We start from the raw sequence: 24346 nt of genomic DNA on the forward strand, positions 1-24346 counted from the left end.
CCCGGTTTGGCCGAGGCAGCCCTGCGAATCATCCTGGAAATAGAGCGCGCATCGGCGCTCTCATCGATCCAGAAGGCCGTCCGGTTCTTTACCAAACCTTTGGGCTACGACCGTTTCGTCCTGTTTTCCGCCTCATCCGCACGGGACGACGTGGTCGAGCGCGTCTATTGGGTCGAAGGGGACTGGTTTGGCAATGGCCAGGGTGTCGATGCCGAAACCTACGTTCGGCATTGCCCGGTCACCCGTCACATCCTTGAGGCTCGCGACCCCTTCTTCTGGACGAAAACCCGATGTGAAAGCGGGGGGAGTTATCGTGTCGTTCGCCGTCCGGTCGGTGAAGGCCCGCACGGCTTGCAGGTACCCGTTTTTGGCCCTTTGGGGCTGGAGGGCGCCATGAGCCTGGGCGGGGAGCAGGTAGACACCAGTCCTGAAGTTCGCCTGTTGTTGGGGCTCGTTGCCACAGCGGCTTTTTTTTCCGCTCGCCGTTTGCTGGAAGTGCCAAGCGAAGACGTGGTCCGGCAGCTCTCAGGCCGAGAACGCGAAGTGTTGGCCTGGACGGCTGCGGGACGACGTCAGGCCGATATAGCCGCAGCGCTCGGGTTGTCGGAGAGAACCATAGAAAACCATTTGCGCGCGGCTCGGCGTCGCCTTGGCGTGGCGACGACAGCTCAAGCAATCAAAATCGCCATTCTCAAGGGTGACCTTGGCGACTGAGGAGTTTGGTAAGACTGAAAAATAGAAACAGCCGCGATAATCGACTTTGAGCAGACTGTGGTCGTAATGCTGGTTTTTTGGCTTATGAGGATTGTTCACGAGTGTCTGCTTTTGGCCGAAAGCTGGTAGACAGCCACATCTCCCTGCTTGTCGAGGTCGAACAAGCGATGTCGGAAGGGTAGGGGTGCGGAAATGACCGAAAAGATGCGGAAACGATCCAGAGAGGGAGGAACATAATTTCTAAATACCAGAAACGACAAAGCCCCGAAAAATCAGGGCTTTGTCGTATCAAATATGGCGGAGGCGATGGGATTCGAACTCATGGACCTGTTACAGTCGACGGTTTTCAAGTCCATGAAAAAAACAAGCAATTTCAATGAGTTATGGCAAAAAATATTCCGCTTTGATTGTGTGTAATTGTCACTCGGTACGGCCGCTAACGGCCAGAAGCGGACGTTCACAAGCGACCGCTACCGACCCATAGCGGACTCTGACCAGCATTTGGTTAAGGGGGGCTTTAGCCCGTCCCATTGAGCGAAGTGAACGATTTGAACCCGTTGTTATGCATGTTTTACTAGCCGTTTTTTTAAATGATACAGGTTAGTCCCGATTGGGCGATCCTCAAGAACACCATAAATCTCATATCCATGCCGTTCATAGAATTTTTTAGCATCAACGGTTTTTAAGAATGCAACTACTGCCCCATTGTTGGCACCAATCGCTTCTGCTTTTTCCAAAAGCATAGATCCTACTTTTTTACCGCGATGAGATTCCTTAACCCAAAAGGTGTCAATTTCTAAGCCATCCCAGTAACAATTACAGCTTATTGCACCGATGTACTCGCCTACTTCATCGTGTGCAACCACCATAAATATTTTATCTTCCGATTCTGGTGGCAGATTTGGATATTGAATTCGAAGATACTCTGAAAATCTATTATTCAGAACTCCTTTATCCTTTTCTGTTGGAGAATCCAGTATATCAATCTTAATTTCCACTTTATTGCTCCTTAAATTCAACTTTTAGATGCCGAACGGCTTTTGGCATAACATCCGATGTTCATGCGTAATCCCTTGAGAAATCAAAAAATCGACGTTGTAAACGCGACATCAAGAAGGGGGGGGGAAGCGACATATTACTTTGCACATTACTGACGTATTAGCTGCGTGTCCATGGTCTGCTTCTGGCCGAATAGCGACAATAGTACCGATCGACTGATCCACCCTAACCCTCCACCATCGTGGAGGACACCACCATGACCACCATTGCTAAATATCGGCATCAACCATGGAATAAGGGAAAGCTTGTGGGGCAGAAAGCTCCGCTCCGAGTTAGGGATATCTGGGCGATCCGAGTGAGGCTTCAGCTTGCTGAGAAGACGAGGGATTTGGCGCTGTTCAATTTGGCTATCGACAGCAAGCTGCGCGCCTGTGACTTAACCAAGCTGCGAGTACGAGACATAGCTCATGGGGAGCACGTGTCATCACGCGCTATCGTGATGCAGCAGAAAACCCGTCATCCCGTGCAATTTGAAATTACTGAACAAACTCGAACGGTTCTGGAGGTTTGGATGCATCAGGCGTGCCTTCGCAGCGAGGACTTCCTGTTTACCAGTCGACTGCGCGGATCAGAGCATCTATCTACCAGGCAATATGCTCGGATAGTCAAAGCTTGGGTGACGACTATTGGCCTTGACCCAACCATGTACGGTACTCACTCGCTGAGGCGAACCAAGGTCACTCTGATTTATCGCAGGACGAGGAATCTTAGAGCTATTCAGCTCTTGCTTGGTCATACGAAGCTTGAAAGCACCGTCAGATACCTGGGAATCGAAGTCGATGACGCTTTGGAAATGGCAGAACAGACCGAGGTTTGACCACCATCGCGACGGTTGATTCTAGACCGTCGCTACCCGACTATAGCTGTCATTTACTTTCGGTGGGCAAGTCTGCGTGCTTTGTGGCGAAGAGATTGAGGGATGGCTTTATTTTCGGCGCAAAAAGCCAACGTTTCAGTAAGTTCGAAATCCAAAGGAAAGCCATGTTCTAGCCATTGAAGCGCTAATCCCGCCCAGTACTCGGAATGTGAAACCAATGCCGTGAGCACTAATGGTTGCAGGGATATCTCGGCAGGCAGCGTGTACTTTTTCTGCAAGATTCTTACCGCGTCAGGCAATTCGATTGCCGCTGCTTCGAAAGGCTTTTCAAGCAGTGGCAATAACCAAACATAGCTGAATTCGTCGCTCATCATTTCCCTTCGACTGATAATGGTGATGGAGTTGCTCTTGGGATCTGGAGCAGCCATTCGACCTAAGATGACTCCTTCTGGCCGATTGTAGCGTGTCACGATGGGCCGCAATCGACCCAATACCGCCGGTGAAGCACCCTTAAGGATTGAGCATCACTTGGGCCCTCGACGTTGTCTAGGAAAGCAAGGTCCGATTTAGCGCACCTTCACATGCTCTCAGTTTTCCAGATTCGGAACTGCTGCAAATGTCCTTTTGAGAAGCTCGCAGAAATACTCACAATTACATCCATGTAATCCTGGTGCTGCCCCTGTTTCAACATGGTCGAAACTTCGGGTGGCAGCCGAGCTAACTCATCTGGTGAAAGCTTACGGATACTCTCAAAGGTAACTGTGGCCCAGTTACTGGTCCATATTATCGGACGGTTGACGACTCGCTTGAACTCACTGAACGTCATGTCAAGGTGAACCGCCCCAATGACCAATGATGGAGGGGATTTGTCCGCTGGCCAGAGCGCGCAGGGGCCTCTTACCTCATCGCGGGAGACCCAAAAACCTCCCAGCGAGTTCTCTGGCCCATCCATTTCACCGGCGAGGAACGCGGCGAACCCCTCCGGTGTGCGGTAACAAATCGAGGCCATGAATTCACCGGCTTCGCCAGTCTTCCTTATCTTGACCGGTGCAACGATCGCAGCGATGTCGGCGAGGGTTCCTGAGCCAAGGGCGAAGTTGGAGAAGCGAGTGAACTGTTCGCCGGAGTTTTGCGCGAAGCACAACGTCGTCATTGCCATCGCCACGCAGAAGACTATCCGCCTGAAGATATAAAATGGTGCAGAACGCTCTTGCTGGGCTTGCTGGATAACTTTCCGGGACGAGTTCGCTGCTCTGCTCTGGAATGTGGTTTTTACGAAGGAAGTGAGGGATGAAATGCGGCTATGTACCATGACGGCCGTTCCATTGCGGAAGGAATTCCGAAGGTGTTGAGCGTAGCGCGGGGTATGGAAGAGCACCAACTGCGGATAGTAGTCGTAGTCTCGGCACGAACCACAATTAAGTGAATCGGCTCTGCTTCCAATGGCACATTGGAATGACAGCTTCTGGCCGATTGGTGCCTGTCGCGATGAGCAGTTATCGACCCATGACAGACATGAATTCACAGGCCACTGGTATAGATGAGCAAGGTTATGAACGCTGCGAATGGAGATAGCAGAATCAGCCCGCCGACGACGACTGCCCAGCCCCAGGCAAAACCACTCTCACCCTTGAAACGGCCGCCACTCAGCAAGCCCAGAACAAACACGCCAATGCGATGCGCTATCAAATCGATAATGAAGTCCATTAACCCTTTCTCGTTGTCGGTTTTCCTAGGAGCGTCAGAACGTCCGCTTCTGGCCGCTTTCTGCCTGTCACGGAGGGCTGCCATCGACCCAAAGCAGCCCCCGCGACGCATAGCGGCCATTCGCTTTTGGCTGCTGCTCGGCCAGGAGCTGCCTGGTTTATACTGAATTCAGTAAACCCTCATCGTTAGGCTTTCAGAATGTATAAGCGTGCCGCAATCACTATACTGGCCTTTCTCATAGCACTCCCTTCGGCCTACTGGTTGCTTGGTGAAGCAGTCGTGATGTTTGAAATGGCGAGCACGGGAGCCAAATCAAGAGCTGAGTTAGCAGATGACTTTGGTCTTGGCTTACTGGGGCTCTTCGTTGTCATGCCAGGAGCCGTAATTGGTGCATTTATCACCGCGGCATTAGTGTGGCGGATAATGAGACCCAGAAGGGTGGGCTAAGTGGTTAACGCATCATCCCTGCCGGCTCGTTAACGCTAACGCTGAATTTCACTGACAGCGTCCGCTTCTGGCCGAAAGCTGCCGCTCACGAACGGCTGCTTTCGACCATAAGCGGACAGTGACGATGATTCCCGAACAGCATTGGTGATGGTTGGAGTTCGAATCTCTCCTTCACCGCCACATTCAGTAAACGCAAACCCCTGATTTTCCTAGAGAAAGTCGGGGGTTTGTGGTTTTTGGCGTCTGAAAAATAGCCCCATGGGACTGATATGGGACTGGCGCACTGTTCTGGTGCGAAAAGAAGGCAACTGAATGAGCCTTAGGCCTTTATGATCCGGACGGATGAACTAGGCTCTCCAAGCCACTCACTCCAGGACGGATCCCATGCCAAATAACTCTGAATCCAACATTGCCACGGCGGATGCGCTGACCTTGCTGCTACACAACCAGCACGCGATCGGAGCCGCGATAGATGAGCTTACGAAATGGCTTTCAGAGAATGGCGTAGAAGATGTTGCCTTGAATGCAAGCATGGCCATGGAGACCCTGGATTCAAATGCACAAGCACTGACACATGCGATCCTGAGGCTACGGCAGTCCTAGCGAAACGGTCAGGATTCTGCAAACGCAGATGAGATCTAGGAATCGAAATTGGTCGAACGCGAACGATCATTTTCGCCCGTGAGTGAAGGTGCGACGGGGAAACCGACTCTAGGCAGTTAATCCGTACAACTGCTTTTGTCCAAAATGGAAAAGCCCGCATAAGCGGGCTTGGGGAACTCACATCAAAGGGCGCTGATCCTTCAGCTGGTGATAACTGTAGCTGAGCTCTGCAAGGATGCCAGTTGCCTCAAATGGGCCGAACTTTTAACCTTAGTCTGGCCAGCTACATCAATCTCAGTCGACCAGGTCGTCGAATTTTTCTGTTCATTTATCGACAGCATTTTACTGTTGAACTGATCAGCAGATAGCAGCGTCAGACGGAGAAAGCATGCCGAGCGCAATCATGAATATAACGGAAGTGTCCGTCATCAAGGCAGCAAGAGAGTGGGCGGAGAAAAACGGTCGGGACGACGTACAGACGGCCACTGAGGCGGCAGACGCTATCGGTAAAATCAGATCCAAGTTTACGGGTGACCAGTACCAGAAGGAGCTGGAAAATCTTTATCGGCGCTACACCCATTCGTAAACCGGTAAATATTGTCCCTCCTATAGGTCGATTATTGCCTAGGAAGGCAGGTAGACATAACGCCGTTTATGTTCAATCGGCCCCCACACTTGAGTCAGGTGTGGGGGCCTTTTTGTGGGGCCACGGAAACCACCACCGCCGGGACTGGTCTACCGACCCGTAGCAGCCTGGAAAATACCCAGGCCGATCTCACGGAAACAGGATTTGGGTTTATGTCTTACGCCTATGAAGGCTTGGCGATGGTCGGGGTGTTGGCCCTGTACCGAGGCCAGCCAGCGAACGAGCTGACCACCCTGAAGCTGAATATCCGAGTGCGCAACGTCAATCCGATGCGCTTTCGCGTGGAATTCGACCGTTACCTGCAAGGCCCGAAGGAAGCCAATGCCGTGCAGGTGGTGTTGCCCGGCGGACTGCTGCTGCAGGGGCCGATCGTCGACGGCAGCAATCAACTCGACGGCGGCTGGCTGCTGATCGATGTTGAACAGTACGAACTACCGTCTGAACCGCCGGCGAACCTCAACGGCTGGAAATGGGAGTGAGCATGAATGAGACATTATCCGGGCTGAACTTGCCGGGCGCCATTCGCGCCCAAGCGTCCAAGTTACTGGCCGCGATCAATAACGCGAACGGCCTAGGCGAACTGCTGCGCGACACGGGCCGCGCCGAAGGGTTTGTCCTGGGCATCGAAACCTTAAATGCGCTCAACGCGGTCGACGTCGAACACCTCTCTATCGTGCTAGAAGCGGCCGCTCACAACCGCTATGTGGAGCTGGGCGGATGATCGGCGAGGCGATCCATGAAGACGTCCTGCGTGCCTTGATTGGGCAGCACGCGGTGCGCGAATGCCTGGTGGCCAGAATCGATGGTGGCCCCGACTGGGGCTTGTCGATTCGCCTGGGCAGCAGTGGCGCCCGCTGGGTGCCAGTGCGCTCGCGCCGTGAGACGCTGCGTACCTGGGCCAGCCTGACCGCCGTCGGGCGTTTTGCCGACAGCGTGGGCCTGCGCGGATTCGGTGTGGCGTTGTGACCAGCGCGAGCTAAGTTATTGGCCGAAAAACGTCGCTCGTGAGCGACAGCTATTGGCCGGAAGCGGTCGGTCATGAGCGCCTGCTTATGGGGGACACCCCTAGCTGGGTAGTGAGCAGTCACTCGCTAACGTCTGCTAACCACCGACCTCCGATCCAGGTAGCGGGATCGGCGTGCTCACAATTATGTTGAGGGCAAATCTAGGGCCGCGACAGACCACAAGACGCCAAAGGATTGAACGGAGAGACCGATTAATGTTGGCCTTAAGCCGCCAGTAGCGACGAGAGAAGGGGGGGTGAAGCAAAGCTCTGCCTCGCGACCAATACGAGACATCTATCGTGTGAGAATAGAAAAGCAACCGTAAGAAAAAGAAATTCATGTAGTCGTTGATGGCCATATTGAGTCACGCGGGAAGCACGCCAATTGCCGAAGCGTCTCGCTGCTTCAATGACGCTGTACTTGGCTAAATTGCCGAACAGCGTATCGAGAGACAAAGCCTCTAAGCGAACGCTCAACCGAAAACCTGCCTCGTTTCATCGAGATAGTTGGCGCAATTAAATCGGCGGATGCGACTATGCTCGGTGTACCTGAGGGCGTTGCGTCCGCGCGCGGTGAGCGACGTGATCGAATGACTCTTGGCGCAAAGCGGATAGGGGGGGCGACGTGGCGATCAAAGCTATTTTCGTGGGCATCAACAAACACCTCGACGCGACAATACCCGAGCTGGGCGGGGCCCGCCGCGATGCGACGGCGTTGTGGGCGCTGTTCACCGACACCGTCGAAGGCCTTGCTGGCCGACTGCTTGTCGATGAGGTCGCCACGCATGCAGAGGTGTCGCAGGCCATCCTAGGAACGCTGTCGGCCGCTGGCCAGGACGACGTGATAGTCATCACATTCGCTGGCCACGGTTCTCCCGATGGAAACCTGGTCCTGTTCGATACCAACGCAGCCGATCTTTCCAGCACAGGCCTGTCGATGGCGGGCTTGGCCGATGCCTTTAAGACGACGAAGGCGCGTGCGGTCCTGTGCGTGCTTGACTGCTGCTTCAGCGGGCAGGCACCTGCGCGCGTGCTGGAGGCTGCAGCGCGACCGCGAAGTGCATTTGCGTTGAATGGGATTTACGGTGAGGGCCGCATTCTGCTCGCCGCCTGTGCAACCAACGAGTCGGCCTGGGAGCAGCCTGGCACCGGACACGGATTGCTCACGCATGCCGTGATCGAGGCGTTGACGGGGGCGGTCGGCGACTCGGTCAGCTTTCCGGAAATCGCCGGAGAGATCATCAGGTTGGCGCGTGTCGAGGCCGAGCGCATCAGCGTGACACAGACGCCCGTATTCCTGGGCAACGTCCAGGGTGGTCTCGTGTTTCCGGCTCTCAAACGCGGTGACAACTACGCCGCTGCGTTCCCGGCCAGAGCGGTCCAGCAAATGTCGGGAGCGTTTGCGGAATTTTCTGCGCACGGCTTTCCGCCGGAAATCGTCGAACAGTGGACAACGGACTTCCCGCGAGGCCTCAACGCACTGCAACTTAAGGCAGTCAACGAACACGGCGTACTGGCCGGCAAATCGCTGCTGGTGGCTGCGCCGACCAGTTCGGGTAAGACCATGATCGGCGAACTGGCTGCGATTCAGGCAGTCACAGCCGGCAAGAAAGCCGCGTTTCTGCTGCCGTATCGGGCGCTAGTCAGCGAGAAGTTCGAGGAGTTCAGCGAGCGATACGGAGCTGCGGGGCTACGCGTCGTTCGGTGCAGCGGTGATGCAACGGATGGCATCGGTCCCGTGTTGGCCGGCCGCTATGACCTGGGTTTCTTCACCTATGAAACCTTTCTCAATCTGGCGCTCGGTTCGCCGCGCGTGCTCAACCAGCTCGGCCTCGTCGTACTTGACGAGGGGCAGTTCATTACGGACCCTAATCGAGGTATTACGGTTGAGCTGATCTTAGCGCTCCTGCTACGAGCACGTCAGCGTGGCGTTGAACCGCAACTTGTGATCTTGTCGGCGGTGATTGGCAACCTCAACAGCTTTGATCGCTGGCTCGACTTGCCTTTGCTGATATCCCGCGAGCGGCCTGTGCCCCTGGTCGAGGGCGTGCTTGATCGACGCGGGACGTTCCAGTTCGTCGATGTGGACGGCACCACCAAGACCGAAGCCCTCTTGCCAGCGCATCGCATCGTACAGCGTCGCGAAAAGCCCAGCTCGCAGGACGTGATCGTGCCGCTGGTCCAGCAACTGGTCGCACAGGGCGAAAAGTTGCTGGTCTTCCGTAACATGCGTGGTCCGGCGCAGGGCTGCGCCAAATACTTGTCCAAGGAATTGGTACTCGGTCCCGCGACTAGAGTTTTGGCCGTGCTTCCGACTCAGGATCTGACTGGCGCCTCGCAGGATCTGCGGGAATGCCTCGCTGGCGGTACTGCATTCCACAACACCAATCTCTTACGTGCGGAGCGCGAAGCCGTCGAGAAGGGGTATCGCGATGCAGGCGGCGGCATCCATGCGCTGGTGGCCACGACGACGCTGGCTGCCGGCATCAACACTCCGGCATCTACGGTGATCCTCGCGGAGAACGAATTCGTCGGAGAGGACGGCCGGCCATTCACCGTCGCCGAGTACAAGAACATGGCGGGGCGTGCGGGACGGCTCGGATACAACGAGACCGGCAAGGCCATCATTCTCGCCGACACTCCGATGGAGCGCGCGCAGCTATTCCAGAAATACGTGCTCGGTGTGCCGGAAGATGTGAAGTCATCCTTCCAGCAACGCGACCTGCCAACCTGGACGCTGCGCTTGCTTAGCCAAGTCCGGGGCGTGCGTGCCACCGAAATTCCTGGCCTGTTGGTCAACACGTTCGGTGGCTACTCTGCATCACGTGCGAATCCTCAATGGATCCCGATGGTGGAGCACGAAGTCACCGCTTTGGTCGAGCGCCTGTTGCAGGCCGGGCTGGCCGAGCGCGAGGGCGAGTTGATCCACCTTACCTTGCTCGGACGCGCCTGCGGCGCTTCGTCCTTGTCGTTTGAGTCGAGCCTGCGGCTGGTCGAGTTGATGAAACAACTCAACGCCGCACAGACGTCGCCCACCCAGGTTCTGGCGATGGTGCAGGTGCTCGACGAGATGGATGCGATCTATACACCGGTCATGAAGCGTGGCAGGTCGGAGAGCGTGCGCTCCAATGATGTTGCGCAGCGTTATGGGCATGCGATGACGCAGGCACTGCAGCGATATTGCCGGGACGAAATTGAGTTCTGGTGCCGATGCAAGCGCGCCGCGCTCTTGTACGACTGGATCGAGGGCACCCCCGTCGATGTGTTGGAGAAGCGGTTCTCTACTACGCCCTTCGGAGGCGCCGTCGGATACGGAAACATCATCGGTATCGCCGACGCAACCCGCTTTCACCTGCGCTCGACGCACCAAATCCTATCGGCACTTTTCCCGGACCAGCCTACGTTCTTGGCGGGACTCGACGAAATCCTGCAGCGGCTCGAATTCGGCCTTCCAGCCGGTGCGTTGCCGCTCACAAACTTGCCGATTGCTCTGACTAGGGGGCAGTACCTCGGGCTCTTCAATGCCGGATGCTTGACGCCGGAAGCTGTGAACGACTTGAGCTTAGAGCGGCTAGAAGCATGCATTGGTCCAACTAGCGCGCCCTTATTGAGGCCACAAGCATGAGCACCATGGTACTGCGCAGGGAAATGAATTTTTTGGATAGACACGTCGCCACCATCGCGTCTGGGCCGCGAACGGAGTCAACGTGATGAGCGACTACTTCAGCGATCGTCGGAATGGTCCGCGCACACGCACCGAGCAGGTGATTTCGCCCACGGTCTGGGGGGGCCTGGTGGCAGCGGTGCAGGCGTTGATCAATAGCGGCGCATTCGGCCTGCGTTTCCCCGAACGCTGCCCGGACGGACAAGCAACTTGCGGCGGCGATGCGGGAGTCTTGGCGGCTTCGGTAAGCGCAGAAATGCCGGGGCTGGTTTGGCCGTTGGAGACCGTCTCCATTGATGGGGAGGGCTACTTTGCCACGCGCCAGCCGTTCGCGCCGGACACCTTGCTCGTCTTGGACTTCATCGAGTTCGTCCACGCGTCATTGGCAAAACCGATCTCAGGAAAGTATCACGACTACTTCAGACATCACCACCTGACCTGTCTGGTCCACCATTGCCTGCCTCACTGAATGACCGGCTAGACGAGGCGATCGAGACCTTTCTATAGACCGATGTCGGCCCGTCTTGCCTTAGAAAGCGGGATCCTGCAGCCCGATTCCTTTCCGCAATTTATTTGGAGGTGCTGGTTTTGCTGCCTTGGAGCGGAGAGAAAATTTGTTTGATGCGGAAAAATACTGAACCTAAGCTTATGATTTAAAGGTGAAAAGTTATGGACTTAAAATCCCCCGCTCGTAAGGGCGTGCCGGTTCGATTCCGGCTTCGGGCACCATGAATATCAAGGGCTTGCATGAGGTTTCTCATGCAGGCCCTTTTGTTTTTCCGCAATGGAAAAATCCCCCTCAGCTTTTCCCCTCGCAGCCAACACTTTTTTCTTTGTACTCCAGAGGTACTGTTCAGTGATTGGGAACGGCGAACAGCAAAATGGGCCGATTCAATCGGCCCATTTTTTTGTTCAGACGAATGCTTGCCCGGTAAACCCTCTAGGCAAGCGCTGAAGTCCTGCCATCGCAGTCAAGCGCTCGATCCAATCCGAGCGCCAGTCGGACGCCGAGCGTACAGCTCTTGAGTGACGAGTCGCGCGCCGAGCTGCATTGCGCTGATCTTTGCGCGCATCCTTGTACGCGTCGGTATTGCGGCAGCTGCGGCACTTCACACGATTGAGTTCGTTGCTGGAGGAGAGGTTGCTGCCCTTGTGACCACAGGCCAGGTGCCCGTCGACTTTGAAATGAATGACCATGAGACGTCTCCTTGGTGACGTGTAAAGGTTTTGACCTCTCACCACCAAGGACGTTCTTTTTGCAGGCATTGCGCCAATCAGCGGATCACCTGAAGCGTGGCAGTGGCCGGTCGACAGGTTTTAGCGACGACAGGGTGCTGCGAATCAGCGGAGCATCCTTTTCGATGTCGTTCAAGCGATCGCGAATGCGCAGGGCGGTCGGGTGCCCGCCTTGATGATCGACCCAGTCGGCGATTTCTTTGCAGGCCGCCGCGAGGCGTGCTTCCCGCGCATCGAGCAAGGTGAGGAGAGTGGTGATGGACTCTCTTTCGGACATGGAACACCTCCGTTCAACAAACCGCTCTGTGGCAGCAAAAAGCCCGCGAAGCGCGAGCTCTCTGCCGTTGGGGCGCTGCTCCTTCAGCTGGTTTGAGTATAGACCCGTAAATGACAGCTATCAGCCGGAAGACTCACTGACCGTCACCCGCGAGCTGGCGGCATTGAGTCGCAGGCACTCTCGCCGGGCATCTTCTTCCAGATCGTAGCCATCCCCGATAAACCCGCCGGTTCGCGTGTCATTGATGCGATACCAACCGGTGGCTTCGGCGGGTTCATGGAGACTTTCTCCAGCGCGGCGACCGTGAATGATGATTTTGTTGCAACGCTTCACGACGAATATGTCTTCCATGGCGTCACCGCAGCTGATTCGTACCAGATCAACTATAGAAGCCCTGACAAATCGTGCAAAAAATAGGCAGGTCAGTTCGTCGGGTACAAACGCTCAGGGTAGCGTGGTCATCCGCTCCAAAAACATGGCTAGCGCGACCTCCTCGGCGCGCAACCCTTTGCGAACCCGAGGTCTTGGCAGCTTGACCAGTGCACCGCGCATGAAGTTCTCGACTACGGCCGGGTGGATATAGCATTTGCGGCACACCGCCGGCGTGTTTCCTAATTGTCGTGCGACACCTTTGACCATCTCCACCACATGCCGCTTGGCCTCGGCTTCCGATTCCCATTGCAACTCCCGCAACACCGACAATGCGAGGGCGCTGCCGGCCCAGGTCCGGTAGTCCTTGGCGGTGAAGTCCGCACCGGTCAGGGTTTGCAGGTAAGAGTTTACGTCGGAGGAACTGACGGTGTGCCGCTCGCCGTTTTCATCCAGGTACTGGAACAGGTTCTGCCCCGGGATTTCCAGGCAGCGCTTGATGATCCGGGCCAGGCGCCGGTCTTTCACGGTAATTTGATGCTCGATGCCGCTTTTGCCACGAAACTGGAAGAGAATCGCGCTGCCATTGATCTCGACATGCCGGCTGCGCAGGGTGGTCAGTCCATAGGATTTATTGTCTCGTGCGTATTGAGTATTGCCGACGCGGATCAGGGTCGCATCGAGCAAAGTGATCACCGTGGCCATGACTTTGTCGCGACTAAACCCTGGCGCTACCAACAGCGCTTCGAGTTGTTTGCGCAACTTCGGCAGCGCCATGCCGAATTCGCGCAATCGCGAGTATTTGTCGACATCGCGGACTTCACGCCAGCGTGGGTGATAGCGGTACTGTTTGCGCCCACGAGCATCGCGGCCGGTTGCTTGCAGGTGGCCACGAGGGTCTGCGCAGATCCAAACATCGGTGTAGGCCGGTGGCACGGCCAGCGCGTTAATGCGTTTGATTTCATCAGGATCGCTGATGCGCTGGCCTGCTGTGTCGAAGTAACAGAACTTGCCACGCAGCTTCTTGCGAGTGAACCCAGGCTGGGTGTCATCGACGTAATGCAGATCCGAAGGCAACACATCGGTCAGCGCGGTATCGAGCATGGTCGGTTCCTTGGCGGCAATCGGGCTGTTAAAGCGATTGACCGCAGGTCATGGCAGTCGTGCCGACCGATTTAAGCCAGAACCGCGACAGCCTTGATCTGCGCCCATAACTGTTGACCCGAATGCACGCCCAGCTGGTCCCGCGAATAACGGGTGATTCTTGCCAGCAGAGGCGTGCCACTCGCATCGAGGCGGATCAGCACATGAGCGGCATTGTCGGCGGGCATCTCGCTGATCACCGTGACCGGCAAACGATTGAGGATGCTGCTGAAATCGTTGTTTTGCAGGGTCAGGCTGATGTCTCGAGCGTGCACCTTGCAGCGCAAGGTCTGGCCTGTGGCCATTGGCGAGTGAGTCACGCGAATGCTCTGCAACGCGTTGGGCAGTTGCAAGGAGAGCAGTTGGTAATCGGCATCGTATGAGCTGACCTGGCCCTCGATCACCACACCCGCGTCATCACCCATCGCCAGTGGAAGATCGAGACGAGCCAGGGTTTCACCAATCGGGCCGCTGGCCAGCGCTCTGCCGTCGTCGAGCAGCACCAGGTGATCGGCCAGGCGCGCGACTTCATCCTGAGCGTGGCTGACATACAGAACCGGGATGTCGAGTTCGTCGTGCAGTCGTTGCAGGTAAGGCAGGATTTCGCTTTTACGCTGACTGTCGAGGGCCGCGAGCGGCTCGTCCATCAGCAACAGTTTCGGACTGGTCAGCAACGCCCGAGCGATGCCGACACGCTGGCGTTCGCCGCCGGACAGGTGCTGCGGATGACGCTCCAGCAAATGGCCGATCCCCAGCAGTTCGGTGGCTTGTGCCATGTCGACCCGGCGTTGACTCCTGGCAATCCGTTTGAGGCCGAATTGCAGGTTGGCCAGCACTGAAAGATGAGGAAACAGGCTGGCTTCCTGAAAGACATAGCCGAGTGCGCGCTTGTGGGGCGGGACGAAAATACCTTTCTCGCTGTCCTGCCAGATTTCGTCGTTGATTTGCACAAAAGCGTGCGATGCCCTCTCGAGTCCGGCGATGCAGCGCAGGCAGGTGGTCTTGCCCGAGCCCGATTGACCGAACAGTGCGGTCACGCCCCGACCGGGCAAGTGCAGGTCGACATCCAGACCGAATCCCGAGTAGGTGAGTTTCAAGCGTGCTTCAATCATCGATCAACTCCATCCTGCGCGCGACTTGCGGCTGGAATAGAGCGCCAGCAACACCAGAAACGAAAACACCAGCATCGCACCGGCGAGCCAATGCGCTTGTGAGTATTCCATGGCTTCGACGTGGTCGTAGATTTGTACCGAGACCACCCGGGTCTTGTCGGGAATATTGCCGCCGATCATCAGTACAACGCCGAATTCACCGACGGTATGGGCGAAGCCGAGGATTGCTGCGGTAATGAAACCGTGGCGCGCAAGCGGCAAGATCACGCTGAAGAAAGTGTCCCAAGGATTGGCGCGCAAAGTGGCGGCCACTTCCAGTGGGCGAGTGCCAATGGCGGAGAAGGCGTTTTGCAGCGGCTGCACCACAAAAGGCATGGAATAGAGCACCGAACCGATCACCAGTCCGGTGAAACTGAACGTGAGCGTACCGAGCCCCAGCCATTGGGTGAAATGGCCAAGAAAGCCATTGGGTCCGAGCGCGAGCAACAGATAAAAACCGATGACGGTCGGCGGCAGCACGAGGGGCAGGGCGACAATCGCCCCAATGGGGCCGCGTAACCAGGATTGGCTGCGCGACAACCACAGGGCAATCGGAGTGCCGATGACCAGCAGGATCGCGGTGGTCAGGGACGCCAGTTTCAGGGTCAGCCAGATCGCCGCGAAATCGGCACTCGTCAGCGACATTTACAGCTGATAACCGTAGGACTTGATCACCGCAGCGGCTTTCGGGCCTTTGAGGTAGTCAACCAGCGCCTTGGCAGCGGCGTTGTCTTTGCCTTTGTTCAGGATGACCGCGTCCTGTTTGATCGGGTCGTGCATGCTCGCCGGAACGATCCACGCCGAGCCGCTGCTGACCTTGCCGTCCTTGTAGATCTGTGAGAGGGCAACGAAGCCCAATTCGGCGTTGCCGGTGGACACGAACTGGTAGGCCTGGGTGATGTTCTGGCCTTCGACGATCTTGGCTTTGGTCGCTTCAGTCAGTTTCAGCTTTTCCAGCACCTGGGTGGCCGCCAGACCGTAAGGTGCGGCTTTCGGATTGGCGATGGACAGGTGTTGGTATTCGTTTTTCTTCAGGACGTCGCCTTTGGCGTCGACGTAACCTTCTTTGGCCGACCACAGGGCCAGGGTGCCAATAGCGTAGGTGAAGCGCGAACCCTTGACGGTGTCGCCTTCTTTTTCCAGTTTCTCAGGGGTGGTGTCGTCAGCCGAGAGGAACACTTCGAACGGTGCGCCGTTCTTGATCTGGGTGTAGAACTGCCCGGTAGCGCCATAGGCCGCGACCAGTTTGTGCCCGGTGTCTTTTTCGAAGTCGGCGGCGATCGCCTGAATTGGCGCGGTGAAGTTGGCCGCGACAGCGACTTGCACTTCATCCGCCTGAACAGCGCCAGCGGCAAATACCGCAAGCAAGGAGGCCAGGCAGGTAGGGGCAAAACGTGAGGCACGAATGGTCATGTAACAGCTCCGTTGTTGGCAAGTGCAGTGGGCAGTTATTGTTGGAGGGGTAGACTGCGCCGATGCGAGGGGGTGAATCGCTATATAGCTGAATATATAGCGAAATGCCTCTAAACGGAAAGTGCTGGTTTCAGGCGGGCAGGTGAGGGCATGAAATCCCTCAGTCTGCCGTGCTTTTACCGAGCCAGTTTCGCGAGCGCTCCTTCGGCCAGTTGCCGAGTCAATTCGGCACTGCTCAACTCCTTGCCCAACGTGAACGCCTGACCGGCCCAGAGGTTGCTGAAGTCGGCCTCATCCTTGGCGCGCAAGGGCATCAGGGCACCACCAGCCAACGGAAACGCTGGCGCCTTGGCCGACATCGGTCCCAGCTCACGCATCACCCGATTTAGAATCCCCCGTGCCGGACGCCCGGTAAACAGGTTGGTGATAGCGGTTTCACTGTCTTTCGCCGTGCGCAGCGCCTTGTGATGAGAGGCGCTGACTTTGGCCTCTGGTGTAAACAGATAAGCCGTGCCGACCTGAGCAGCAGATGCACCGAGCATGAACGCAGCTGCAACGCCTCGCGCATCGGCGATCGCACCGGCAGCAATCACCGGCACTTTGACCGCATCGACGATTTGCGGAACGAGGGCAAAGGTTCCGACCTGGCTGCTCAGGTCATCGCTGAGGAACATGCCCCGATGACCTCCGGCTTCGTAGCCCATGGCGATGATTGCATCGCAACCGTTCTGTTCCAGCCAGAGGGCTTCATCGACGTTGGTTGCCGAGGACAGGATTTTCGCACCGGTGGCCTTGACCCGGTCCAGCAGGGATTTTTCCGGCAGGCCGAAGTGGAAACTCACCACTTCAGGGCGAAACTCTTCCAGCACTTCGCAAGCGGCCGCATCAAACGGTGCGCGGTTCGATACAGGCGTCGGGGCATCGAAGTCGGCACCCAGTTCGCGGTAGTAGGGTTCCAGCAGATTCTTCCAGTCCTGTGCCCGCTGTTCATCGGCGGCCGGTGGCTGATGGCAGAAGAAATTGACGTTGAACGGTTTATCGGTGCCTTGACGGATGGCTTTCAATTCTTCGCGTAATTGCTCGATGCTCAACATCGCTGCCGGCATTGATCCCAAACCTCCCGCGTTGCACACGGCGATGACCATCGACGAGTTAGTGGCACCGGCCATCGGGCCCTGGATGATCGGCAGTTCGATGCCGAGCAGGTCAAGAATGCGGGTATCTGGCCATTGGTTCATGGAAAAGACTCCGAAGGACAAAGCAGGGCAGGGAAGCTGAAGCCGGTTTTTTTACCAGCAAAACCGGGTTCAGGGCCAGCCGAGATTTGTAGCTTCGCGGGATTCGGGTCAGCGTCGATGAAATCCACCACCGCCCCCTCCGCCGAATGAATGGTTCATGAACTGCGAGGAGTTGTGGAAGTTGTTCAGACGCTGATTACCAACGTTACGGGCCGCCGAGTCCCGATTGAGGTTTTGCAACTGGGCATTGTTGTTGGCCGGTGCGCGGGTCGCGCCACCCTTGACCATCGACTGCCAGCCGTCATCGGTTTTCTTGTAGACGTTGCCGTCATGCCCGGCGTAAACATTGTCGCCCACTCGAGCGGCGCCGTTGTTGCGTCCGTGAATCCCGCCGTATTGCGTGGTGTTGCCGGTGTTCGGGTTGTAAACGGCGCCACGATTGGCAGTGACCTGCGTGCCATTTCGAGCGTTGCCCGCGGTTACGCGCCCCCCGGCGATTGCGCCACCGTTGGGCCCGACCACTTCACCGCTGCGGCCTGCTGCATAGTTGCCGGTGTAGACATTGTGTACGGCGCCTCGCTGACCCGCAGTCGCAATCCCGGTCCGAGAGTTATACGAGGAGCCGACTTGGCCGGCCCAACGGTTGCCGGTCCAGGCGTTGTAGCCTGCGCCATAGCGGCTGACCGTCGCCCGATCGCCCCATTGCCGGTAGATGTTGCCGGTGGTGCCGGCCCAGCCGCCCGGGCCCCATGCTACGGCGCCGCCGTGATAACCGTAAGCTGCGCCACCCCAGGCCAATGGCGCAGGATACAGGTGCGGCCCCCACGCATAGCCCCAACCGTAATTGCCCCACCACGGATAGGCGCCCCAGCCCCAGCCCATGGCGGCAGTGCTGCTGCCCCAGCTCCAGCCGAACCCGAAGCCGAACGTCCAGCCAGTCCACGGTGTGTAGCGGATGGCGACGCCAAAGCCGTAAGTCACCGGTGGCCCGTACCAGACGCTACCGACCCATGGCGTGTACGGATAGCCGGTGCCGTAGATCACGACGCCGGTTGCCGGATCCAGCGTCGAGCCCTGATACCCCGGGGTGTAGCCGACCACAACGGTGTCACCACTGGACTCATAGACTTTGACGTAAGTGAGGTAGTGCATCGGTGAGCTCGGCGGGATCGAATAAATCACCGCCGGCACCGAACCGGCCACTGTCCATGGCCCGGTCACTGCGGTGGCGACGAACCAGATGCCGTTCTCCACGGCGTACCAACTGTCGTTGTCGACCCGGATGATCGGCGTGGCGCTGTTGATCACATATTGAAGCAGGGTGCCGCTGATGGCTTTGAGTTGAGGCTCGCCGTCAAATTGTGGCGCCGTCATTTTTACCGCGCTTTTCTTGATTGCCGACGTCTGCGGAATGGTGGCGGCAATGGCAGCTTCCTTGGCTTGAGGCGTGCCCGCGACTGAGGCTTTGACATTTTCTTTCGGGCTGTCGTCGGGGATGTTGGCAAAGTCTGCCGGCAGCTTGTCGGCCGGGGTAAATGTCCACGGGCCGTTCATGTCCCCGGCACGGAACCAGCGGCCGGAGACCAGCACATAACTGTTCTGGTCGCCGATTTCCTTGAAGATGTGCCCGGTGGTGTTGCTGACATACAGCAATTGCGTGCCCTGGATCGGCTGCCACTGTGGCGCACCGTCGGTGACGATCAGTTCGGTCGGGGTCGTGGCGACGAAGATCTTCGGCTGTGGCGGCTTCGCCAGACTCGGTACCTTGTCCTTCGGATCGCTTTGCCCGGTGAGCAGATCCACCTGCCGGCTCTCGATCGCGGCTTTCTTGGCTTTTTCCAGATCAGCCGAAGGCGATGAAAGGAGGGCGTAAGGCCCGGTCAATTGATCGGCAATCATCCAGCCATCGAACACATGCAGATAATGTTTGCCCTGGGCGTCCTTGAGCAACAGAGGGCGAGTGTTGATCACCCGTTGCAACCCGGTTCCGTCGACCGGGCGATACGCAGCCTCACCGTCGATATAGACGAGCATGGCCGGCACGTCCGAGCTGATGATGCTCGGTGGCGTGTTTTCCAAGGGCGCCGTGTCGGCTTTCTGCTCGGCGGCCAGTACACCGACGGCGGCCTCCAGTTGATCGAGTGAAATGGTTTTCTTGCGCTTGGCCGCATCGTTTTGCAGTGTCGTGATCCACGTTTCTGCCTGACTGGCGTCGGCAGGGAAATCGGCCTTGATGATTTTGTACTGATCGAGCATGACCCAGCGAGTCGCCTTGTCGACCAGCGTGTGAGCGCTGAACTGGACGATGCCGTAAGTCGCCTTGCCGTCAGCACCGGTCGCTTCAACGGCGGCACGGGCCTGCAAGGTGTAGCCGTCCCAGCTGTCGAGCTGCGGCTGATACACGGTGAGTTTTGACTTGCCGCTGGTGATGACTTGCGGCCATGTCGGTTCAACGGTAGTGGCGTCTGCCGTCTTGGCCGCAGGCGCCGCCCAAGCGGTATTGAATGCCAACAGACAGAGCATCAGCCATGCAAGAAAAGGGCGGGCGCGGGACATTGTCAGCTCCATCGACAAGGGCTTCTCGGGGATAAGTGGAAGCCGTCGAAAAAGCATAGTCGCCCGATCCGGAATCACCCGGCGGTTTCAGCGATTGGCGGAAGGTCGAGTGGGGCAAAATGTTGCGATGTGCTATTTGAATGCCACGAGACCCTGAATTCACTCCCTGAGAGGCAATCATGTTCAACGGCATTCTGATCGACAAAGACGACAGCGGTTATCGCGCCAGCCTGCAGAAAATCGACGAGCAGCAGTTGCCCGAAGGCGATGTGACGGTGCGCGTCGCGTACAGCACGCTCAACTTCAAGGACGGGCTGGCGATTACCGGCAGCAGTCCGGTGGTGCGCAAGTTTCCGATGGTGCCGGGAATCGATCTGGCCGGTACGGTCGAAGTCAGTTCGCATCCCGACTATAAGGTCGGCGATCAGGTGTTGCTAAACGGTTGGGGCGTGGGTGAGGGCCACTGGGGCGGCCTGGCCCAGAAGGCCCGACTCAACGGCGACTGGCTGATCCCGCTGCCCAAAGCGTTTTCCGCCGCGCAAGCCATGGCCATCGGCACAGCCGGGTACACGGCGATGCTGTGCATCATGGCGCTGGAGCGTAATGGTGTGACGCCAGAGCAGGGCGAAGTGTTGGTCACGGGCGCCAACGGAGGGGTTGGCAGCTTTGCAATCGCCTTATTGCACAAGCTTGGCTATCGCGTGGTGGCGTCCACCGGGCGCGTCTCGGAGCATGAGTATCTGCAGCAGTTGGGCGCCAGCGAAATCATCGACCGCGCGACCTTGTCCGAACCCGGCAAGCCACTGGCAAAGGAACGTTGGGCAGCGGTCATTGACTCGGTCGGCAGCCATACATTGGCCAACGCCTGCGCCAGTACCCGTGCCGAAGGTACTGTCGCGGCATGCGGTCTGGCTCAGGGCATGGATTTTCCGGCGTCGGTGGCACCGTTCATCTTGCGTGGTGTGACGCTGGCCGGGATCAACAGCGTGACCCAGCCCAAGGCGCGTCGAATCGAAGCCTGGGAGCGTCTGGCCAAGGATCTCGATTTCGGTTTGCTGCCTCTAATCAGCCATGAAGTCGGCCTCAGCGAAGCCATCGAGGCAGCCCCCAAATTGCTCGCCGGACAGTTGCGCGGACGGGTTGTCGTGGACGTCAATCGCTGACACATTAAGCGCCATCGCGGACCTGCCGGGCCGCACTTCAAAAAAAGGGAGTGGCACTTCGATGGATCTACAACAACAGCACGTTGAGTCGTTCACGGTTTCAGGCTTGCGCGTTCGAACCACCAACGCCGCAGAACACAAGGCTGAAACCGCGAAAATCGGCCCGATGTGGGGGCAATTCTTCGGCAAGAACCTGGCGGAGGCCATTCCCGGCAAACTGACCGAGTCGCCGATTTACGGGGTGTACTCGGCCTATGAATCGGATGCCTCGGGTGCATTCGACGTGACGGCGGGTGTCGCCGTCGTCAATCCGCAGGCGGATTACGAAACCATTCGGATCGAAAGCGGCGAGTACCTGGTGTTCCAGGGACATGGTGCATTGCCCGATGCAGTCATTGCCACGTGGGGGCGGATCTGGAAACACTTCGAAGCCAATCCGCAGATTCAGCGACGTTATGCCACCGACTTCGAGGCCTATCTCGGCCCCGAGTTGGTGTCGATCTACATCGGCATTCGTTAAGGCTGCGTTTCCCGGATTAACAACTCCCGCTTGCGTTCCACGCCCCAGCGATAGCCCGAAAGGTTGCCGTCGCTGCGGACCACGCGGTGGCAAGGGATCGCCACTGCGAGGCTGTTGGCGCCGCAAGCCTGGGCCACCGCACGTACCGCTTTTGGCGAGCCGATGCGCTGAGCGATGTCCGCGTAACTGGCAGTGCTGCCAACCGGTATTTCGCGTAGCGCCTGCCAGACCCGCTCCTGAAACGCTGTGCCTCGTACATCCAATGGCAGATCAAGACCGATGGCCGGCGTTTCAATGAAGCCGACGACATGGGCGATCAGTTGCTCGAACCCGGCATCGGCGCCAATCAGGTTGGCCCGGCGAAACTGGTCCTGCAGGTCGCAGACCAATTGATGGGGATCGTCCCCCAACAGAATCGCGCAAATCCCCCGGTCACTCTGGGCCACCAGAATGGCGCCGAGCGAACATTGGCCTACCGCAAAACGAATATCGTTGTTTTGCCCGGCTGCCCGGAAGTCGCCGGGTTTCATGCCGAGCAATTGGTCTGCAGCTTCATAGAAGCGGCTGTTGGAGTTGAAGCCGGCGTCGTACAGCGCGTCGGTCACCGAGTCGCCATCCGCCAATCGTTGCCGCACTCTGCGGGATCGGTGTGCGGCGGCGTAACCTTTGGGCGTCAGGCCGGTGGCGGCTTTGAATACTCGGTGGAAATGGAATGAGCTCAGGCCGGCGGCATCCGCCAGTTCGTTGAGCGCTGGCAAGGTTTCGGCGGTTTCGATCTGTCGGCACGCAGCGGCTACCGTCGCGGCATGTTGCGCGGCCACGTCGCTCTGATCCTTGCTCGCCCGTTTACTGGGTCGATAACCCGCTGCTTCGGCTTCTTCGGCTGTGTCGAAGAACTCGACATTCTGCGGTTTCGGCAAGCGCGCCAGGCTACTCGGACGGCAATAGATGCCGGTGGTTTTCACGGCGTAGACAAATTGGCCGTCCGCCCGTGGGTCGCGGGCGACAACGGCGGACCAGCGTGGATCGTCTTCAATGTTCAGCGGGGTCGAAAGCGTTTTCATGATGGTGAGTCCGTTGACCTGTTGAACTTCAGGTTAACCCGTGCCGCCAACCGTAACACTCCGGCCCTTGCGGTCAAACTTTGCTCGATTATCCAGCCGTGCGAAACGTCAGGTTGAAACGCTGTTCACCCAGCTGCGGATGCCGGCCGTACTTGATCGGCAGGACGCCGTGGTAGCGCAGTCGATCAACGCCACCCCAGATCACCATGTCACCGTGCAACAGCGAAATTCGCTGGCTCTTGTCACTGCGGGCGAAACCACCGAACAGGAACATGGCGGGCAAACCCAATGACAGAGAAACGATCGGTGCGGTGTAGGAATGCTCGTCCTTGTCCTGATGCAAAGACATTTTCGCGCCGGGGACATAGCGGTTGATCAAGCAGGAGTCCGGTACGAAGTCAAAAAAACCGACTTCCTTCGCTGCTGCTTGGGCCAAATCGCGAAACAGTTCGGGCATTTCCGGCCAGGGCATGTGGCTGAGCGGGTCTTCGGAGGAATAGCGGTAACCGCTGCGGTCGGTGATCCAGCCAAGTGCTCCGCAACTGCTGGTGGCCACTGACATGCTGAAACCGCCGGGTGTCATCATGTGCCGCAACGGGGCACGTTTGATGATCGATTCCAGAGTCGGCAACAACTGCTCGATACGGGGCAGGGCAAAACCGCGCAGCACCCAGGATTGTTCGCCGATCTGTTCAGCGCGTCGGGGCTGCTCGGATTCGGTGTCGGCGAACAGATCGAAATTGGTGTGCATGATCGTCAGGTAGCGTCGTGAAAAATGATGCCCAGAGTATGCCGTTTTCCGCTGTGCAGGCGGCTGACGCCGTGGCGCATGGTGACCCGATAGTCGCCGCGTACGCCTTTGACCGGGCGCTGGTTGACGGCAAAGATCAACGCGTCGCCTTTCCTCAGGTCCATCACCAGCGGGCGAGACTGCATTCTCGGGCGTTGTTCGGTCAGGACGAACTCGCCGCCGCTGAAATCATGGCCAGGTTCTGACAGAAGAATCGCCACTTGCAGTGGAAAGACGTGTTCGCCGTACAAGTCCTGATGCAAACAGTTGTAGTCCTGCGGGCCGTATTGCAGCAAGAGCGGGGTAGGTCGCAGTTGACCGGCGGCATGGCAGCGCGCGAGAAACTCGCTGTGCAGGGGTGGAAAGCGTTGCGACAAGCCCATCCGTTCATGCCAGCGATTGGCCAGGGGAACGAGTCGCGGATAAAGCTCACTGCGCAGGCGCTCCACCAATGGAGGCAGCGGGTAGCGCAGATATCTGTACTCACCGCGACCGAAACCGTGGCGGGCCATGATCACCTGTGAGCGGAACGGTTCGCTTTGCGGGTACAGCGCACTCAGGCGATCACAGGTTTGCGAGCGCAACAGCGAACGGATGATGGCGCAACCGTCCTGATCCAGCTGTTGTTCCAGTGCGACCCAGTCGAGCGCATCGAGGGGCGAGTCGGGTGACATCGGCATACTGATTCCTTGGCTTGCGTCCAGGCGATCAGTCTAGGCAGCCCGCCAGGCCGGAACACTCCGGCACTTGCGGTCGAATTGTCACC

27 protein-coding genes are annotated in these 24346 nt (G+C 57.7%); 11 read left to right on the forward strand and 16 right to left on the reverse strand.

The features are described 5' to 3' along the window. Positions 1–6: 6 nt before the first annotated feature. The gene (locus JJN09_RS04645; RefSeq protein WP_249485949.1) at positions 7–714 is read left to right on the forward strand and encodes a PA1136 family autoinducer-binding transcriptional regulator; all 708 of its coding nucleotides are present in this window, start codon (positions 7–9) and stop codon (positions 712–714) included. A 560-nt stretch (positions 715–1274) separates the two neighbouring features. Here JJN09_RS04645 and JJN09_RS04650 read toward each other — a convergent pair. Continuing rightward, complete coding sequence (locus JJN09_RS04650; protein ID WP_249485950.1) at positions 1275–1712, reverse strand: GNAT family N-acetyltransferase; 438 nt, start codon at positions 1710–1712, stop codon at positions 1275–1277. Positions 1713–1969: 257 nt separating this feature from the next. Here JJN09_RS04650 and JJN09_RS04655 point away from each other — a divergent pair, with 257 nt between their 5' ends. Beyond that, positions 1970–2590, forward strand: coding sequence for a tyrosine-type recombinase/integrase (locus tag JJN09_RS04655; protein ID WP_249485951.1), 621 nt, complete (start codon positions 1970–1972; stop codon positions 2588–2590). A gap of 53 nt (positions 2591–2643) precedes the next feature. Here the strand turns inward: JJN09_RS04655 and JJN09_RS04660 are convergent, their stop codons facing one another. The 3 genes from JJN09_RS04660 to JJN09_RS04670 form a co-directional block, all read right to left on the reverse strand. Continuing rightward, positions 2644–3018: a hypothetical protein gene (locus tag JJN09_RS04660; RefSeq protein ID WP_249485952.1), complete on the reverse strand. Its 375-nt coding sequence runs from the start codon at positions 3016–3018 to the stop codon at positions 2644–2646. Between the two features lie 149 nt (positions 3019–3167). Beyond that, entirely contained in the window at positions 3168–3902 is a 735-nt protein-coding gene (locus JJN09_RS04665) for a hypothetical protein (protein ID WP_249485953.1), read from the reverse strand. A 209-nt stretch (positions 3903–4111) separates the two neighbouring features. Beyond that, complete coding sequence (locus JJN09_RS04670) at positions 4112–4297, reverse strand: hypothetical protein (protein WP_122707898.1); 186 nt, start codon at positions 4295–4297, stop codon at positions 4112–4114. Positions 4298–5128: 831 nt separating this feature from the next. Between JJN09_RS04670 and JJN09_RS04675 the strand changes: the two genes are divergently transcribed. The 7 genes from JJN09_RS04675 (at position 5129) to JJN09_RS04705 (ending at position 11129) form a co-directional block, all read left to right on the forward strand. Continuing rightward, positions 5129–5347: a hypothetical protein gene (locus JJN09_RS04675; RefSeq protein ID WP_249485954.1), complete on the forward strand. Its 219-nt coding sequence runs from the start codon at positions 5129–5131 to the stop codon at positions 5345–5347. Positions 5348–5735: 388 nt separating this feature from the next. Then, on the forward strand, positions 5736–5933 hold the full coding sequence (locus tag JJN09_RS04680; protein WP_249485955.1) for a hypothetical protein: 198 nt from the start codon (positions 5736–5738) through the stop codon (positions 5931–5933). 212 nt (positions 5934–6145) lie between these two features. Then, a complete protein-coding gene (locus JJN09_RS04685; protein WP_249485957.1) occupies positions 6146–6472 on the forward strand; it encodes a hypothetical protein in 327 nt (108 codons plus the stop codon). Positions 6473–6474: 2 nt separating this feature from the next. Then, on the forward strand, positions 6475–6714 hold the full coding sequence (locus JJN09_RS04690; RefSeq protein WP_249485959.1) for a hypothetical protein: 240 nt from the start codon (positions 6475–6477) through the stop codon (positions 6712–6714). Next, entirely contained in the window at positions 6711–6959 is a 249-nt protein-coding gene (locus tag JJN09_RS04695) for a hypothetical protein (RefSeq protein ID WP_249485960.1), read from the forward strand. The genes JJN09_RS04690 and JJN09_RS04695 overlap by 4 nt, the downstream gene beginning before the upstream one ends. Positions 6960–7621: 662 nt before the next feature. After that, positions 7622–10621 carry a DEAD/DEAH box helicase gene (locus tag JJN09_RS04700; protein WP_249485961.1) on the forward strand — a complete coding sequence of 1000 codons (3000 nt, stop codon included), beginning with the start codon at positions 7622–7624 and terminating at the stop codon, positions 10619–10621. A gap of 85 nt (positions 10622–10706) precedes the next feature. Then, the gene (locus tag JJN09_RS04705) at positions 10707–11129 is read left to right on the forward strand and encodes a hypothetical protein (RefSeq protein ID WP_249485963.1); all 423 of its coding nucleotides are present in this window, start codon (positions 10707–10709) and stop codon (positions 11127–11129) included. A 443-nt stretch (positions 11130–11572) separates the two neighbouring features. On the opposite strand, the gene JJN09_RS04710 is transcribed toward JJN09_RS04705, so the two are convergent. The 9 genes from JJN09_RS04710 to JJN09_RS04750 all read right to left on the reverse strand — a co-directional run bounded on the left by JJN09_RS04710 (position 11573) and on the right by JJN09_RS04750 (position 20043). Continuing rightward, entirely contained in the window at positions 11573–11857 is a 285-nt protein-coding gene (locus JJN09_RS04710) for a hypothetical protein (protein WP_249485965.1), read from the reverse strand. Between the two features lie 85 nt (positions 11858–11942). Continuing rightward, positions 11943–12173, reverse strand: a complete 231-nt coding sequence (locus JJN09_RS04715; RefSeq protein WP_085730787.1) for a hypothetical protein — start codon at positions 12171–12173, stop codon at positions 11943–11945. 120 nt (positions 12174–12293) lie between these two features. Continuing rightward, a complete protein-coding gene (locus JJN09_RS04720; protein ID WP_102622245.1) occupies positions 12294–12524 on the reverse strand; it encodes a hypothetical protein in 231 nt (76 codons plus the stop codon). 93 nt (positions 12525–12617) lie between these two features. Next, the gene (locus tag JJN09_RS04725; RefSeq protein ID WP_249485966.1) at positions 12618–13646 is read right to left on the reverse strand and encodes a DNA topoisomerase IB; all 1029 of its coding nucleotides are present in this window, start codon (positions 13644–13646) and stop codon (positions 12618–12620) included. Between the two features lie 71 nt (positions 13647–13717). Then, positions 13718–14797 (reverse strand): molybdenum ABC transporter ATP-binding protein, encoded by a 1080-nt coding sequence (modC, locus tag JJN09_RS04730; protein ID WP_249485967.1) that lies wholly within the window; start codon positions 14795–14797, stop codon positions 13718–13720. Between the two features lie 3 nt (positions 14798–14800). Further along, positions 14801–15481, reverse strand: a complete 681-nt coding sequence (gene modB / locus JJN09_RS04735; protein WP_249485969.1) for a molybdate ABC transporter permease subunit — start codon at positions 15479–15481, stop codon at positions 14801–14803. Continuing rightward, on the reverse strand, positions 15482–16249 hold the full coding sequence (modA, locus tag JJN09_RS04740; RefSeq protein ID WP_249485970.1) for a molybdate ABC transporter substrate-binding protein: 768 nt from the start codon (positions 16247–16249) through the stop codon (positions 15482–15484). Between the two features lie 176 nt (positions 16250–16425). Continuing rightward, positions 16426–17487: a nitronate monooxygenase family protein gene (locus JJN09_RS04745; protein WP_249485971.1), complete on the reverse strand. Its 1062-nt coding sequence runs from the start codon at positions 17485–17487 to the stop codon at positions 16426–16428. Positions 17488–17595: 108 nt separating this feature from the next. Next, positions 17596–20043, reverse strand: a complete 2448-nt coding sequence (locus tag JJN09_RS04750) for an autotransporter (RefSeq protein WP_249485972.1) — start codon at positions 20041–20043, stop codon at positions 17596–17598. A gap of 179 nt (positions 20044–20222) precedes the next feature. Between JJN09_RS04750 and JJN09_RS04755 the strand changes: the two genes are divergently transcribed. Together JJN09_RS04755 and JJN09_RS04760 are read left to right on the forward strand one after the other, a co-directional pair. Continuing rightward, complete coding sequence (locus JJN09_RS04755) at positions 20223–21206, forward strand: MDR family oxidoreductase (RefSeq protein ID WP_249485973.1); 984 nt, start codon at positions 20223–20225, stop codon at positions 21204–21206. A gap of 61 nt (positions 21207–21267) precedes the next feature. After that, positions 21268–21726 carry a GyrI-like domain-containing protein gene (locus JJN09_RS04760; protein ID WP_249485974.1) on the forward strand — a complete coding sequence of 153 codons (459 nt, stop codon included), beginning with the start codon at positions 21268–21270 and terminating at the stop codon, positions 21724–21726. On the opposite strand, the gene ada is transcribed toward JJN09_RS04760, so the two are convergent. The 3 genes from ada to JJN09_RS04775 form a co-directional block, all read right to left on the reverse strand. Continuing rightward, positions 21723–22790: a bifunctional DNA-binding transcriptional regulator/O6-methylguanine-DNA methyltransferase Ada gene (gene ada / locus JJN09_RS04765; protein ID WP_249485976.1), complete on the reverse strand. Its 1068-nt coding sequence runs from the start codon at positions 22788–22790 to the stop codon at positions 21723–21725. The two genes, JJN09_RS04760 and ada, sit on opposite strands and share 4 nt — an antisense overlap. A gap of 88 nt (positions 22791–22878) precedes the next feature. Beyond that, positions 22879–23541, reverse strand: a complete 663-nt coding sequence (gene alkB / locus JJN09_RS04770) for a DNA oxidative demethylase AlkB (protein WP_249485977.1) — start codon at positions 23539–23541, stop codon at positions 22879–22881. Positions 23542–23546: 5 nt separating this feature from the next. Further along, on the reverse strand, positions 23547–24254 hold the full coding sequence (locus JJN09_RS04775; RefSeq protein WP_249490757.1) for a 2OG-Fe(II) oxygenase: 708 nt from the start codon (positions 24252–24254) through the stop codon (positions 23547–23549). Positions 24255–24346: the final 92 nt, after the last annotated feature.

This window comes from Pseudomonas sp. HS6 (assembly GCF_023375815.1).
Taxonomy (GTDB): Bacteria; Pseudomonadota; Gammaproteobacteria; order Pseudomonadales; family Pseudomonadaceae; genus Aquipseudomonas.